The following is a 14,425-nucleotide window of genomic DNA, read 5'->3' as shown; positions in this document are numbered from 1 at the left end:
CACATGAGTACTCCTACTCAACACGTCCGCCAACCCCCTGACATCCTTGCTCCGTGCCGAATCCCACCCCCGTCACCCCCGACGCCCCCGTCCCGATACCCGACCCCCTGCTCACCCAGCACTGGCTCGACCTCTGTTTCATCCACTGGGCCGTCGAACCGGACGTGGTCGCACCGCTGTTGCCGACAGGGACCGTGCCCGACACTTACGACGGGATGACGTACGTCGGGCTGGTCGCGTTCCGGATGGACAAGGTGGGGTGGCTGCGGCTGCCGGGGGTGCCGTACTTCGGGTCGTTCCCGGAGACGAACGTGCGGCTGTACTCGGTCGGCGCGGACGGGCGGCGCGGTGTGGTGTTCCGGTCGATGGACGCCTCGCGGCTGCTGCCGGTGGTGATGGGGCGCCTCGGCTTCCGGCTGCCGTATCTCTGGTCCCGGATGAGCGTGCGCACGGACGGCACGGACGGCGACACCGTCTCGTACGAGAGTGTCCGCCGCTGGCCCGGGCCGCGCGGCGCCTACAGCCGTATCGTCGTGCGGGCCGGTGAACCCATAGAGCAGCCAAGCGAGTTGGAGTACTTCCTCACCGCCCGCTGGGGCATGCACAACCAGTTCTCCGCGGGCGCCGCCTACCTCCCCAACGACCACCCCCGTTGGCCGCTCCACCGCGCCGAGCTGATCCACTGCCAGGAGGACCTGGTCGCCGCCGCCGGGCTGCCTACCCCGGTCGGCGCTCCCATCAGCGTCCTCTACTCACCCGGGGTTCCCGTCCGGTTGGGACGGCCTCTCAGGAGTTCCATGTCTCGTCGTACGGGTCCCGCGGCTGAGCCACCGGCCGGGCCTCGCTGACCTCGATGAACGGGATGGGGCCGTCGTTGACCGGGTCGTGGGTCCGGTGGTCGGTGTAGGTGCCGGTGACCTCCAGCCAGGTGTCCGGTTGCAGCACCGGCGGGATGTGTCCGGTCAGGCCGACCTTGACCGGCTGGGCGTCTGCCGCACAGCAGTTGAGGGTCATGCGGACGAGGTAGGGCGTGCCGTCGCGGTCCAGGGCGAGGAAGCCGGTGATCTTCAGTTGGCGGTCGCGGAGGGAGCGGCCGTCGTCGTAGACCGCGCGGCCCGCGTAGTCGGCGAGGGCCAGGCGCAGGGGGCCGCTCTCCGGCAGCTTCGAGAATCCGTACGGCTCTTGCAGGGCCGTCCCCGTGCGTACGGCGCTGTACGAGCCGAGGGCCGGCGGCGCGACCAGGATCAGGGCGAGGACGGGGAGGGCGAGCAGCCAGGAGACGCGGGGTTCGTGATGCCCGGCGTGTCCGTCGGACCTGCGCCGCTCGTACCAGACCGTCGCCAGCGCCGCCGCGATCAGCACCGCGCCGGACAGCAGCACCAGCGGGCGCAGGCCCTCCTTGACGTACCGCAGGTACAGATCGGTCAGGCTCGCGTGCAGCAGGCTCGCGCCGAGCAGGAAGAGTACGGCCGCCTGAGCTTGCCGGTTCACAGCAGCACCGCCCCGGTCAGCACCGACACCAGTACCGCCAGCACGAAGGTCGCGGGCGCGAAGCGCAGGGCGAAGTCGCGGCCGAAGGTGCCCGCCTGCATCGCGAACAGCTTCAGGTCGACCATCGGCCCGACGACCAGGAACGCCAGCCGGGCCGTGAGCGAGAACTGCGTCAGCGAGGCCGCCACGAACGCGTCCGCCTCCGAGCAGATCGACAGCAGGACGGCGAGTGCGGCGAGGGCCAGCACGGCGATCACCGGGTTGTCGGCCGCCGCACGCAGCCAGGTCTCCGGCACCACCGCCTTCAGCGTGGCGGCGGCCATCGCGCCGAGGACCAGGAAACCCCCCGCGTGCATGACGTCGTGCCGGACCGACCCCCAGAACGCCGCGCCCTTGCTCTGACCGTCGTACGACGAACGGGCCGGCGGGCGCAGCCAGTCGGCGCGGCCGAGCCGCAGCCACAACCAGCCCATCGCACACGCCACCAGCAGGCTCGCGACGAGACGGGCGAGGACCATCTCGGGGTTGCCGGGGAAGGCCACGGCCGTCGCGGTCAGGACGATCGGGTTGATCGCCGGGGCGGAGAGCAGAAACGCCAGCGCCGCGGCCGGAGTCACCCCCCGGCGCACGAGCGCGCCCGCGACCGGCACGGACGCGCACTCGCACCCCGGCAGCACGGCCCCCGCCGCTCCGGCCACCGGCACGGCTAGCGCGGGGCGCTTCGGCAGGGCGCGGGCGAAGAACGACGGCGGCACGAACACCGCGATCGCCGCGGACAGCAGTACGCCGAGCACGAGAAACGGCAGGGCCTGTACGAGGACGGCGACGAACACCGTCATCCAGCTCTGCATCACCGGTACGGCGAGCATGCGGCGGATGGGGCCCTGGGCGAGTACGGCGAGGACCAGCACCATGGTCAGGACGAGGGGGGAATTGAGGTGCCTGCCCTGTGGTTCCTCCGGGGTTTCCACGGGCGTGGCCGGGGGTGGCTTGGTGATGGCCACGGGTGGGGTACCTCCGCGGTTTCGTCGGGTGCGGGGCGGCGGAGCCGCATATCGATACAGCCCCGCGCCCCTTACGGGGCGCTCTGGACCCCCTCCCCTTCAGTACGGGCGAACAGGGTCGGGCGTTCAACCCGTTGTTGGAACCACGCGTCTCCTTGAGGCAGTCTGTCCCCTCGTGGGCAGCAGCGTTCCGAATCAGGGTCAGCCGGGCGGTACGTCGTCGGCGCACATGGTGGTGTGCGGGGACGACGGTCTCGCGCACCGGCTCGCCGCCGAGCTGCGGGGGGTGTACGGGGAGCAGGTCACGCTTGTCGTGCCGCCCTCGGTGACCACCGCGCGGCCACCGGTGGTCGGGCGGGCGCGGGCGGTCTCGGTGGCGCTGCTGGACCGGTGGGTCAGCCGGGCCAATGGGGAGCCGGCCGGGAACGGGCGGGTCGTGGAGGCGCCCGAGATCACCGAGGCCGTGCTGGCCGATGCCGGTGTGGACCGGGCCGCCGCGCTGGCGCTCGTGTACGACGACGACGAGACCAACATCCGCGCCGCCCTCACCGCCCGCCGGATCAACCCCCGGCTGCGGCTCGTCCTGCGGCTCTACAACCGGCGGCTGGGGCAGCACATCGAGGAACTCCTCGACCAGGCGGCCGCGTTGGCGACCGGGATCGACGACATCGGCGCCGACGCGTCCACGACCGTGCTGTCCGACGCCGACACGGCCGCACCGGCGCTGGCCGCAACCGCGCTCGCCGGGACCAGCAAGGTCGTACAGACGGACGGGCTGCTGCTGCGGGCGGTCGAGCGGCAGCCGTGGCGGGGCCGGATCCCCGATCCGGGGCTGGCCACGCTGGCCCTGCTGTCCCCCACGAACAACGACTCGACGGACACCGACGAGCAAGGACCGCAGCTCCTGCCCGACGACGCCGCGGTACGGGCAGCCACCGGGCGCGGGGCGGTCGTCCTGGAACAGGTCTCGTACTCGGGTCCTTCGCTGCCGGCCGGGCGCGCGGTCGGCGTCGCACCGGCCTTCGCGTCGCTGTTCTCGCGGCGGCTGCGGTGGTCGCTCGCGGGTCTGGTCGGGTGTGTGCTGGCGCTCGCGGTCGCGCTGACGGTGGTCACCGGGGACCATCCGCTGTACGCGACGTACGAGACCCTGCTCGATCTCTTCGCCATCAACGAGCCCGCCCTCCACCAGCCGCTCGGCCGACAGATCCTCCAACTCCTGTCCGGGCTGCTGGGGTTGCTGCTGCTGCCCGTCCTGCTGGCCGCCGTACTGGAGGCGCTGGGCACCTTCCGCAGCGCCTCCGCCCTGCGCAAGCCATCGCGCGGGCTCGGCGGGCACGTCGTCCTGCTCGGCCTCGGCAAGATCGGCACCCGCGTGCTGACCCGGCTGCACGAGCTGAAGATCCCGGTGGTGTGCGTCGAGGCCGACCCGGAGGCGCGCGGCGTCGCGACCGCGCGGCGGCTGCGGGTGCCGGTGATCCTCGGGGACGTCACCCAGGAGGGCGTCCTGGAGTCCGCCAAGATCCACCGCGCGAACGCGCTCCTCGCGGTGACCAGCGCGGACACGACCAACCTGGAAGCCGCGCTGTACGCCCGTTCCGTACGGCCCGACCTGCGCGTCGTCCTGCGCCTGTACGACGACGACTTCGCGACCGCCGTCTACCGCACCCTGCGCGCCGCCCACCCGGGCGCCTCCACCCGCAGCCGCAGCGTGACGCACCTGGCCGCGCCCTCCTTCGCCGGCGCGATGATGGGCCGCCAGATCCTGGGCGCCATCCCTGTCGAGCGGCGCGTACTGCTGTTCGCCGCCGTCGACGTGGCCGGGCATCCGCGCCTGGAGGGCAAGACGGTCGCCGAGGCGTTCCGGCCGGGGGCGTGGCGGGTGCTGGCCCTGGACACGGCCACCCCCGACGAACGCCAGCCCGACCTCGCCCTCCCGCCGTCGCCGGACAACGACAACGGGGACGTACGGCCGTCAGGGCTCGTCTGGGACCTGCACGAGGGGTACGTGCTCCAGGCCGGAGACCGGGTGGTGCTGGCGGCGACTCGCAGGGGGCTGGCGGAGCTGTTGGGGCGGAGGCGGCGGGAGGCGGCGGGGACGTAGCGCTCCGCGGGTAGTGCGGTACTTACTCTGCGGGCCGGTGGGGGCTTGTCGCGCCCACGCGGCGGAGCCGCATATAGACACAGCCCCGCGCCCCTTCGGGGCGCTGAGCAGACCGGCGTGATCAGTCGCCCTGCTCGCCGACCGCTGCCTTCAGCAGCCGGTCCAGCTCCTTCCCCGCCTCCTCGTATCCCGCGTCGGAGATCCGTTGCAGATCGCGCAGGTCGCCGGTTCCTGCCGCGCGTCGAGTCAGCAGGAACCCGGCACGCATGGATCCCTCGTCCAGCAGCTCGCTCAGTTCACTGAGGGCGCCCGCTTCGTCGGCGAGGTCGGCCAGCAGGTCCAGAGCTGTCTCGTTGCCCTCGTCGGCCAGCGCGCGCAGGGTCTCCTGATCGATGTTCGTTTTCGCCATGACGCCATGGTGCGGCCCTGCCCCTGGGGAAAGGTCAAGTGCGACGATGGCCGAGTGATCACGATCGGGCAGCTGGCGGCGTACATCGGAGTGTCGACCAAGACCATTCGCGTCTACCACGACAAGGGCCTGCTCCCGGAGCCCGACCGCGATGCGTCGGGCTACCGGCGGTACAGCGCGAACGACGCCATCGAACTGATCAAGATCCGTACCCTCGCCGAAGCCGGCGTTCCGCTGGCGCGTATCCGGGACCTGAGATCCGCGGCCGACGAGGACTTCCGGCAGGCGCTGCACGAGATCGACGACGAGCTCACCGCCCGTATCCGTGGCCTGCGGGCGACGCAGAGCCGCCTGCGCCGGCTCGCCGACGGGGATCTGGCACCGCTGCCCAGCGAGGTCGGTGACCATCTGGAGCACCTGGCCGGCTGGGGGTTCACCCCTCGCTGGGTGGACCTCCAACGCGACCTGTGGATCCTCGTGTTCGCCACCCACCCGGACCGCGCGCTCACCCTGTTCCGCGACCAGGCCGACATCCTGGCCGACCCGGCGCTACGGCAGCTCTTCCTCGACTACGACCACGCCCACGACCTCGCTCCCGACGATCCCCGCATCGACACCCTCGCCGACCGCATCGTCGAGGCGACCCGGCACCGCTACGGACCTGACGCACGGCCCGAGTTGGACGCGGCCTCCGAGATCCCCGCCCTCATCCAGAGCACCGTCAACGCCTCGTCCCCGGCGTGGCAGCGACTCGACACGCTGATTCGCGCGCGGCTGGACGCTTGAGCCTGCTCGAAGAGCATCAAGAGCTCAGCGCGACCTGGGCCTGCGCAGCAGCCACTGCGTGAACGTCCGGCGCGGGGGCCGTACCACCACGCGGCCGTGGGCCTTCTGGCCGACCAGCTCCACTCGCAGGGTGACCGGCGTATCGGGAGTGGTCGGACTGCGACGGTTCTTGAGCTTGCAGTGCACCAGTTGCAGAGCGTCGGTGTCGATCTCGATGCCCGGTCGCGTGATCAGCTTCAGGGTCTTGCCCGCCATGGCCACGTCGATCTGCAGGGTGTCGTGCGTGATCACCGCGTCGGTGAAGTCGAGCGTCACATCGCAGTACGTCACCGCGAGCTCGAGTCTGCGCGGTACCACCCAGCGGCCCACGCGCTCGATCGTGCCGCTGAAGACCTGCTCGATCCGGACCACGTCCTTGACCTCTGCGACGATCGCGCCGGCCGTGGCCGATACGGGCGGCAGGTCAGCGGTGAGGGCGGCCAGTTCGCTCAGGGTCCGTGCGGAGAGGGCGGCTTCCAGGCGCTCGTCCAACTCGTCCGCGTTCAGCAGGCCTTCCCCCGCCGCGATACGCAGCACATCCACGACCCGGTCCCGGTCCGCATGCGAGGCGCGCAGCTCGGGCGACGAGCCGGGGCCGGAGTGCTTCCCGGTGGGCGATATCTCTCCCGACATGCTTCCGTCCTGGTCCTGTCGAACGTCTCCGCGCTATGCAGGCAGCGGCAGCGGCGCGAGTGGAAGGCCAACGCTATATCGCGACATGGCGGAGGGACGAGACGTGGAACGGGGGTATCGGTTCCGGTGGGTGTCGGGCGACACTGGCCGCATGGAGTTCGCCGTCTTCGTGACCCTTCCCGGCCTGGTGATCCTGCTCACCGTGATCGCCTTCGTCGACCAGTTCCTGCTGCGTATGGGGCGAGCCGGGCTGCTGCCCTGGCGGAACAGCGCGCGGGTCGGGCAGGTCTCCGCGACCGGCTTCGAGCAGTTGCACGGGGCGCTCTCCCCCGGCAAGCAGCACGAGTTGAAGCAACGGCAGTCGTCGCTGGTGATGCGGGACGACGAGGAGGACGGGGCGCCGCCGAACCGGACGCGGGTGGATCTGGACGGCGGGGTCGCGGTCGTACGGCTCCCATCGCCGTAGCGTTCCGCTGGGCCCGTCGATTCGCTGCGGCGCCATCGTGGCTGGTCGCGCCCACGCGGCGGAGCCGCATATCGATACAGCCCCGCGCCCCTTAGGGGCGCGGGCCGCCGTCTCCCTCCCCCCTCAGCCCCCCAAGTGCCGCCGCGCGAAGTCCAGTTCCAGCCGGACCTGTTTGATCCGTTCGTCCACGACCAGGGAGCCGTGGCCCGCGTCGTAGCGGTAGACCTCGTGGACGGCGCCGCGGGTTTCGAGGCGTTTGACGTAGTTGTCGATCTGGCGGATGGGGCAGCGGGGGTCGTTGACGCCTGCGGAGATGTAGACGGGGGCCTTGACCTGGTCGACGTAGGTGATGGGTGAGGATGCTTCGAAGCGTTCGGGGACCTCTTCGGGGGTGCCGCCTAGGAGGGTGCGGTCCATGGCCTTCAGGGCTTCCATCTCGTCGTGGTACGCCGTGACGTAGTCGGCGACCGGCACCGCGGCGAGGCCCATCGTCCAGGCTTCGGGCTGGGTGCCGAGGCCGAGGAGGGTGAGGTAGCCGCCCCAGGAGCCGCCGGTGAGGATCAGCCGGTCGGGGTCGGCGAGCCCGGAGGCGACCGCCCATTCGCGGACCGCCGCGATGTCCTCCAGCTCGATGAGACCGATCCGGTGCTTGAGGGCGTCGGTCCATGCGCGCCCGTAGCCGGTGGAGCCGCGGTAGTTGACGCGGACGACCGCGTATCCGTGGTCGACCCAGGCGGCCGGGCCGGCGGCGAAGGAGTCGCTGTCGTGCCAGGTCGGGCCGCCGTGGATGTCGAAGACGGTGGGGAGGGGGCCGGAGACACCCGCCGGCTTCTGGATCAGGGCGTGGATACGGCCGCCCGGACCGTCCACCCACACGTCCTCCACTGGCACTGATCCCGGGGACCGCATGCCGGGCGGGTCCAGGACGACGCCGCCCGTCGTGGAGCGGACGGTGGACGGCTCGGCGGCCGACGACCACAGGAACTCCACGGTGCCGTCCGGGCGGGCGGTCGCGCCGGAGACGGAGCCCGCCGGGGTGGGGAGCTGCTGCAGCGCGCGGGAGGCGAGGTCGTAGCGGAACAGCTCGCTGCGGGCCTCGAAGCTGTGCACGATGAGCAGCGCGGAGCCGTCCGGATACCACTCGGCGCTCACGTCACCGGGCAGGTCGAGCGCCAGATCGGACTCGATACCGCTCGCGACGTCCCACACCAGCGGCTCCCAGCGACCGCGCCGCTGATGCCCGATGAGCAGCCGCGTGTCACCCTCGACCGGCGCGAAGCCCAGTACCTCCAGGCCCAGTTCGACGGTGCCGCCCTTGGTGTCGTCGAGCTCGGCGACCGCCGTGCCGTCCGGGCGCACCACACGCAGCGCCGAGTGCATCGCGTCGCCGTGCTCGGTGTGCTCGACGGCGATCAGTGAGCCGTCGTGGGAGAGGTCGCCGACGCCCGCCGACTCGCGGTGCCGGTAGATCTCCACCGGGTCCTCGCCCGCGCGCGCGAGATGGATCGTCGTACCGTCCTCGTCGGTGGAGCGGCCCACGACCGCCGTACGCCCGTCCCGGCCGAGGGCGAGGCCCGACGGGTAGGACGGCTCCAGGCCGGGGACGGCGGTCTCGTCCGCTCCGCCGCTGAACGGCTGGCGGCGCCAGACGCCGAACTCGTCGCCGTCCTTGTCGTCGAACCACCAGATCCACGCGCCGTCCGGGGAGAGCACACCGTCCGTCGTGCCGTTCGGCCGGTCGGTGACCTGGCGCTGCTCGCCCGTCGCACGGTCCCAGGCGTACAACTCGTACGTCCCCGTCGCGTTCGACACGAACAGGGAACGGTCCGGTGCGTCCTCCGCCCAGTCGGGCAGCGACACCCGGGGCGCCCGGAAGCGCTTCTCCCAGTCCGGCATCTCTTCTTTCCGCTCCGGAGAGTCGGACCCGTTGCTCTCAGTCATGGCTCCATACTGCCCGCTCCCTGTGACAATCCGCTGGCCAGCTCCCCAGCCTGTGGATAACTCCACCATCGCTCCACCGGAGGTACTGACCCCGCGCCCCTGCCCGCCGCGCCCGCCCCGTACCGTTGAGGGCGTGTACCGGTTCCTGCTGACCCCCCGCTGGTGGGGAATCAACGTCTTCGTGCTGCTCGCCATCCCCTTCTGCATCTACATGGGGTCCTGGCAGCTGAGCCGGTTCGAGGAGCGGGTGGACAGCCACCAGGTCGCGGAGAACAAGGCGGCCTCGGACAAGCAGCAGGCGGCCCGGCCGCTGACCGAGTTGCTGCCCGTGAACAAGGAGACCTCCGGCGAGCAGGCCACCGCGACCGGGCGGTACGGCAAGCAACTGCTGGTGCCGGACCGTGAGCTGGACGGCAAGCGCGGCTTCTATGTGCTGACGCTGCTGCGCACCGACGACGGCAAGGCCCTGCCCGTCGTGCGGGGCTGGCTGCCGGGCGAAGCCGACGCCGCGAAGGCGCCCGCCGCGCCCTCCGGCGAGGTCACCGTCACCGGTGCGCTCCAGGCGTCCGAGACGCCCGGGGACAACGGGGTCAGTGCGCGGGGCGGGCTGCCGGCCGGGCAGACCGCGGCGATCAGTGCGGCCTCGCTGATCAACCTCGTGTCGTACGACGTGTACGACGCCTGGGTCACCCTCAACTCCGGTGACGCCGGGATGAAGACGGTGCCGGCGACCGCCCCGCAGGACACCGGGCTGGACCTGAAGGCCTTCCAGAACCTCGGCTACACCGGCGAGTGGTTCGTCTTCGCCGGGTTCGTGGTCTTCATGTGGTTCCGGCTGCTGCGCCGCGAGGTGGAGTCCATACGGGACGCGCAGCTGGGGCTGGTGGACGCGGAAGACCGCGACCCCGTATCCGTGTAGCCCCGAGCCCTCTGAAGCCTGGCCCTGAAGAGTTCAGCGGCTACGACGCCGCCAGCAACCCCGTCCAGTACACCTTCCCCGCACACGCGCCCGACACGGTCGCAGACGCCGTGGGTGCCGCAGGCTCTGCCGTGTAGGACACGACCACGCTGCCGTCCGCCGTGCCGTCCTCCGTCATCAGCTGGGTCGACGTGCCGGAGTCGGTGCCGGTGGTTCCCGTGGTCGAACCGCTGGTGTCCGCGGAGTTCGTCGGGTCGGGCGTCGGTTCGCCCGTGTTGCCGCCGCTGCTGTCGCCGGCGGGCGGGCAGGTTTCCGAGGGCACCCAGGCGAACTTGACCTCGTAGGCCGCGCCCGGCTTCAGCAGCAGCTCGGGGGCCTCGAGGGACGGGTCGGGCAGGGAGGCCGCCTCGTCCCCGGCGACGTGCCGCAGGATGGATATCTTGGTGGCGTCGGCGGCGCCCTGCGGGGTCGTGCCGACCGTGCCGGGGCTGGTGACCGTGCAGTCGGTGGTGGAGACGTTGGTGACGCGGAAGCTGCCGTAGACCGCGCCGACGGTGTCGGCGGCGGCGGTGATCGGGGTGTCGGCGCCGAGCTGCGCGGCGGTGCACAGGGGGGCGCCCACCGAGGTCGTGGCCGTGGGGTCGGCGCCTGCGGTGGCGCCGGTGGAGCCGGGCCCGGTGCTGTTGCCCTTCTCGCCCTCCTTCGTGTCGCCCTCGCCCTGTTCCGCGGACTGGCCGCCGGTGCCGCCGGAGGTGCCCGGACCGGCGTCCGGGCCCTTGTCCTGTCCCGCGCCGCCCTGAGCCTGGGACGCGTGACCGGCGTTGGAGGTGTTGGTGGCGGAGCCGGTGGCGTTGGAGACGTGCAGGGCGGCGGGGACCGCGGTGCCGATGAACAGGGCGGCCGCGGCCATCCCGACAAGGGCCTGGCGCTTGCGGACCCGCCGTGCGGGCACCGCCCGCCGCAGGTGGTCCAGCGTGCCGTCGCGCGGCTCCATCTCCTGGACCGCGTCGTGCAGCATCCTGCGCAGTGCCAGCTCGTCCGAGTCGAGCCCGGGGAGGCTCTGGTCGTCGGGGCCGTGGTTCACAGTTCCGTTCCCAGCGTGCGATTGCTTCGGGTCGTGCGGGTCGGCCGACTCTGTCGGCTCGTGCCACTCATAGGGCTCGTGCGGTTTTCCGTCCGTCATGCGGGCGCCTCCATGGCGATGCGCAGCGCCGCGATGCCGCGCGAGCCGTAGGCCTTCACGGAGCCCAGCGATATGCCGAGCGTCGCGGCGACCTGCGCCTCGGTCATGTCGGCGAAGTAGCGCAGGACGAGGACCTCGCGCTGCCGGCGCTGGAGGCCCTTCATCGCCTTGATCAGCGAGTCCCGCTCCAGCTGGTCGTACGCGCCCTCTTCGGCGCTCGCCATGTCGGGCATCGGCTTCGACAGCAGCTTCAGGCCGAGGATGCGGCGGCGCAGGGCGGAGCGCGAGAGGTTGACGACCGTCTGCCGCAGATAGGCGAGGGTCTTCTCCGGGTCGCGGACGCGTTTGCGTGCCGAGTGGACGCGGATGAAGGCCTCCTGGACGACGTCCTCGCAGGAGGCGGTGTCGTCGAGGAGGAGCGCCGCGAGGCCCAGCAGGGAGCGGTAGTGGGCGCGGTAGGTCTCGGTGAGGTGGTCGACGGTGGTACCGGCGGCCACTGTGTCGACTTCGTCCCCGTCACGCGGGCTGGGTATGCGGGCGGGCCGCGCTGCGGGCATGGGCGCGATCACCGGCATGCCGCCGGGCGTGCCGGGCATGCGGGGTCGGCGGGGACGCAGGACTGTGCCGTGCGTCGTCGCGGTGAAATCGAGTACCTCTGCCACGCCAGTTGGACACGCGTCCCCCCATGAGGGTTGTACGTGCCGGGCGTCACGTTCCCGCCCGGCGCCGTTCTCTCCTCGGGCAGCCCTGCTGAAGGTGCCTCACAAGCCCTCATGCGTCCCGCTCTTCCCCTATGTCCCATATGAACCGAACGTCCCCACGCTCGGCTCACGGCGTCCCCACGCCGACCACATCGCGTCTCCACGCCCCAAGGGAGGGCGACCGCAAAGACGCTCCCCGCCCTCCGCACGGTTGCGGAGGGCGGGGAGGAAATCTTCGAACGCCGAAGAGGCCCGGTACAAGTGGTCCGGACCATCATCCAGCTCACATGTCGTACATAGATTCTACAAACGCTTTCTACTATGCCGGAGCTTTTTCCTGTGAGCGGAAGAACTCAGCGCAACTCCGCCGCCACCAGCTCGGCGATCTGCGCGGTGTTCAGCGCGGCACCCTTGCGCAGATTGTCCCCGCACACGAAGAGTTCGAGCGCCGTGGGATCGTCCAGCGCCCGCCGCACCCGCCCCACCCAGGTCGGATCGGTGCCGACCACATCGGCGGGCGTGGGGAACTCCCCCGCGGCCGGGTTGTCGAAGAGCACGACACCGGGCGCCGTGGCCAGAAGCTCGCGGACGCCCTCGACGGTGACCTCGCCCTCGAAGCGGGCGTGCACGGTCAGGGCGTGCGTGGTGATCACCGGCACCCGGACGCAGGTCACGGCGACGGGCAGCCGCGGCAGTCCGAGGATCTTGCGGGACTCGTCCCGCACCTTCATCTCCTCCGACGACCAGCCGTCCTCACGCAGCGACCCGGCCCACGGTACGACGTTCAGCGCGACCGGCTCCGGGAACGGCCCGGTGTCGTCGCCGACGGCCCGCCGTACATCACCGGGGCTGGTCCCCAGCTCCGTACCCGCCACCAGGGACAGCTGCCGGCGCAGCGTCTCGACGCCGGTCCGCCCGGCCCCGCTGACGGCCTGGTACGACGACACCACCAGCTCGCGCAGCCCGTACTCGGCATGCAGCGCGCCCAGGGCCACGATCATCGACAGCGTCGTGCAGTTCGGGTTGGCGATGATCCCGCGCGGCCGGACCCGCGCCGCGTGCGGATTGACCTCGGGCACGACGAGCGGCACATCGGGGTCCATCCGGAAGGCGCCCGAATTGTCCACCACCACGGCGCCCTTGGCGGCGGCGACGGGAGCCCACTGCGCCGCGACCTCGTCCGGTACATCGAACATGGCGACGTCGACGCCGTCGAAGGCCTCCTCGGTGAGCGCCACCACCTCGACCTCCTCGCCGCGCACGGCCAGCTTGCGGCCGGCCGAGCGCGGCGAGGCGATCAGACGGATCTCGCCCCAGATGTCCGCGTGCTGGGACAGGATCTTGAGCATGACCGTGCCGACGGCTCCGGTCGCACCCACGACCGCGAGCGTCGGTCGTACGGTCATCGGCCGGTGCCTCCGTAGACGACGGCCTCGTCGCTGTCGGAGTCGAGCCCGAAGGCGGTGTGCACGGCGGTCACGGCCTCCTTGACGTCGTCGGCGCGGGTGACCACCGAGATACGGATCTCGGAGGTCGAGATCAGCTCGATGTTCACGCCGGCGTCGGACAGGGCGGTGAAGAAGTCGGCCGTGACGCCCGGGTTGGTCTTCATGCCGGCGCCGACGAGCGAGATCTTGCCGATCTGGTCGTCGTAGCGCAGCGATTCGTAGCCGATGCCGTGCTTGTTCTTCTCCAGGGCGTCGATGGCCTTGCGGCCGTCGGTCTTGGGGAGCGTGAACGAGATGTCCGTCAGGCCGGTGGAGGCCGCGGACACGTTCTGCACGATCATGTCGATGTTGATCTCGGCGTCCGAGATCGTGCGGAAGATCGCGGCGGCCTCACCCGGCTTGTCCGGCACGCCGACCACCGTGATCTTGGCCTCGGAGGTGTCGTGTGCGACACCGGAGATGATGGCCTGCTCCACCTTTTTGTCCCCTTGATTGATCGGCTCGCTGCTGACCCACGTGCCCTGCAGTCCGCTGAAGCTGGACCGGACATGGATCGGGATGTTGTAGCGGCGGGCGTACTCCACACAGCGGTGGAGCAGCACCTTCGAGCCGGACGCGGCCAGCTCCAGCATGTCCTCGAAGGAGATCCAGTCGATCTTCTTCGCCTTCTTCACCACGCGCGGGTCGGCGGTGAACACGCCGTCGACGTCGGTGTAGATCTCGCACACCTCGGCGTCGAGGGCGGCGGCGAGGGCGACGGCCGTCGTGTCGGACCCACCGCGGCCCAGCGTGGTGATGTCCTTCTTGTCCTGGGAGACACCCTGGAACCCGGCCACGATGGCGATGTTGCCCTCGTCCAGCGCGGTCCGGATACGGCCCGGCGTGACGTCGATGATCCGGGCTTTGTTGTGGACCGAGTCGGTGATGACGCCTGCCTGGCTGCCGGTGAACGACTGGGCCTCGTGCCCCAGGTTTTTGATCGCCATGGCCAGCAGTGCCATGGAGATCCGCTCTCCGGCGGTCAGCAGCATGTCGAACTCACGCCCGGCAGGCATCGGTGATACCTCTCCGGCGAGATCGATCAGCTCGTCCGTCGTGTCGCCCATCGCGGAAACGACGACGACCACCTGGTGGCCGTTCTTCTTCGCTTCCACGATCCGCTTGGCGACGCGCTTGATGCCCTCGGCATCGGCTACGGAGGAGCCTCCGTACTTCTGCACGACAAGGCCCACGTGCGCTCCTCGCTCAGTCCGTGTGTGTCGGCTCAGTTTACCGAGCGTCCGAATTTCCCCTCCGGAATACCG

General features: G+C 70.9%; 14 protein-coding genes. 5 read left to right on the top strand and 9 right to left on the bottom strand.

Features of this window, described 5'->3' with window-relative positions; translation table 11 throughout:
* The first annotated feature begins 53 nt into the window (after positions 1-53).
* Positions 54-848: a YqjF family protein gene (locus tag KCH48_RS34450; protein WP_210580659.1), complete on the top strand. Its 795-nt coding sequence runs from the start codon at positions 54-56 to the stop codon at positions 846-848.
* On the opposite strand, the gene KCH48_RS34445 is transcribed toward KCH48_RS34450, so the two are convergent.
* Together KCH48_RS34445 and KCH48_RS34440 are read right to left on the bottom strand one after the other, a co-directional pair.
* The gene (locus tag KCH48_RS34445; protein WP_210580658.1) at positions 787-1,491 is read right to left on the bottom strand and encodes a TIGR03943 family protein; all 705 of its coding nucleotides are present in this window, start codon (positions 1,489-1,491) and stop codon (positions 787-789) included. The two genes, KCH48_RS34450 and KCH48_RS34445, sit on opposite strands and share 62 nt — an antisense overlap.
* Positions 1,488-2,495 (bottom strand): permease, encoded by a 1,008-nt coding sequence (locus tag KCH48_RS34440; protein WP_307841031.1) that lies wholly within the window; start codon positions 2,493-2,495, stop codon positions 1,488-1,490. Before KCH48_RS34440 ends, KCH48_RS34445 begins: the two co-directional genes overlap by 4 nt.
* 229 nt (positions 2,496-2,724) lie before the next feature.
* Here KCH48_RS34440 and KCH48_RS34435 point away from each other — a divergent pair, with 229 nt between their 5' ends.
* On the top strand, positions 2,725-4,596 hold the full coding sequence (locus tag KCH48_RS34435) for an NAD(P)-binding protein (RefSeq protein ID WP_210580767.1): 1,872 nt from the start codon (positions 2,725-2,727) through the stop codon (positions 4,594-4,596).
* 121 nt (positions 4,597-4,717) lie between these two features.
* On the opposite strand, the gene KCH48_RS34430 is transcribed toward KCH48_RS34435, so the two are convergent.
* A complete protein-coding gene (locus KCH48_RS34430; RefSeq protein ID WP_210580656.1) occupies positions 4,718-5,005 on the bottom strand; it encodes a hypothetical protein in 288 nt (95 codons plus the stop codon).
* Positions 5,006-5,059: 54 nt separating this feature from the next.
* Between KCH48_RS34430 and KCH48_RS34425 the strand changes: the two genes are divergently transcribed.
* On the top strand, positions 5,060-5,791 hold the full coding sequence (locus KCH48_RS34425; protein WP_210580655.1) for a MerR family transcriptional regulator: 732 nt from the start codon (positions 5,060-5,062) through the stop codon (positions 5,789-5,791).
* 24 nt (positions 5,792-5,815) lie between these two features.
* Here the strand turns inward: KCH48_RS34425 and KCH48_RS34420 are convergent, their stop codons facing one another.
* A complete protein-coding gene (locus KCH48_RS34420) occupies positions 5,816-6,463 on the bottom strand; it encodes a DUF1707 domain-containing protein (RefSeq protein WP_210580653.1) in 648 nt (215 codons plus the stop codon).
* Positions 6,464-6,614: 151 nt separating this feature from the next.
* On the opposite strand from KCH48_RS34420, the gene KCH48_RS34415 reads away from it, so the two are divergent.
* A complete protein-coding gene (locus KCH48_RS34415; protein ID WP_210580650.1) occupies positions 6,615-6,929 on the top strand; it encodes a DUF6191 domain-containing protein in 315 nt (104 codons plus the stop codon).
* 123 nt (positions 6,930-7,052) lie between these two features.
* On the opposite strand, the gene KCH48_RS34410 is transcribed toward KCH48_RS34415, so the two are convergent.
* Entirely contained in the window at positions 7,053-8,870 is a 1,818-nt protein-coding gene (locus KCH48_RS34410) for a prolyl oligopeptidase family serine peptidase (RefSeq protein ID WP_210580648.1), read from the bottom strand.
* Positions 8,871-9,003: 133 nt separating this feature from the next.
* On the opposite strand from KCH48_RS34410, the gene KCH48_RS34405 reads away from it, so the two are divergent.
* Positions 9,004-9,789 carry an SURF1 family protein gene (locus KCH48_RS34405; protein ID WP_307841030.1) on the top strand — a complete coding sequence of 262 codons (786 nt, stop codon included), beginning with the start codon at positions 9,004-9,006 and terminating at the stop codon, positions 9,787-9,789.
* 40 nt (positions 9,790-9,829) lie between these two features.
* Here the strand turns inward: KCH48_RS34405 and KCH48_RS34400 are convergent, their stop codons facing one another.
* The 4 genes from KCH48_RS34400 to KCH48_RS34385 all read right to left on the bottom strand — a co-directional run bounded on the left by KCH48_RS34400 (position 9,830) and on the right by KCH48_RS34385 (position 14,353).
* A complete protein-coding gene (locus tag KCH48_RS34400) occupies positions 9,830-10,972 on the bottom strand; it encodes a hypothetical protein (protein WP_246886307.1) in 1,143 nt (380 codons plus the stop codon).
* Positions 10,969-11,634: a SigE family RNA polymerase sigma factor gene (locus KCH48_RS34395; RefSeq protein WP_374104739.1), complete on the bottom strand. Its 666-nt coding sequence runs from the start codon at positions 11,632-11,634 to the stop codon at positions 10,969-10,971. Before KCH48_RS34395 ends, KCH48_RS34400 begins: the two co-directional genes overlap by 4 nt.
* A gap of 392 nt (positions 11,635-12,026) precedes the next feature.
* A complete protein-coding gene (locus tag KCH48_RS34390; RefSeq protein ID WP_210580644.1) occupies positions 12,027-13,079 on the bottom strand; it encodes an aspartate-semialdehyde dehydrogenase in 1,053 nt (350 codons plus the stop codon).
* Entirely contained in the window at positions 13,076-14,353 is a 1,278-nt protein-coding gene (locus tag KCH48_RS34385; protein ID WP_210580642.1) for an aspartate kinase, read from the bottom strand. Before KCH48_RS34385 ends, KCH48_RS34390 begins: the two co-directional genes overlap by 4 nt.
* Between the last annotated feature and the right edge of the window lie 72 nt (positions 14,354-14,425).

The organism is Streptomyces sp. GESEQ-4 (assembly GCF_017948455.1).
GTDB lineage: Bacteria > Actinomycetota > Actinomycetes > Streptomycetales > Streptomycetaceae > Streptomyces.
Note: the sequence above shows the minus strand (reverse complement) of the source record. Positions and strands in the feature narration are given on the sequence as shown.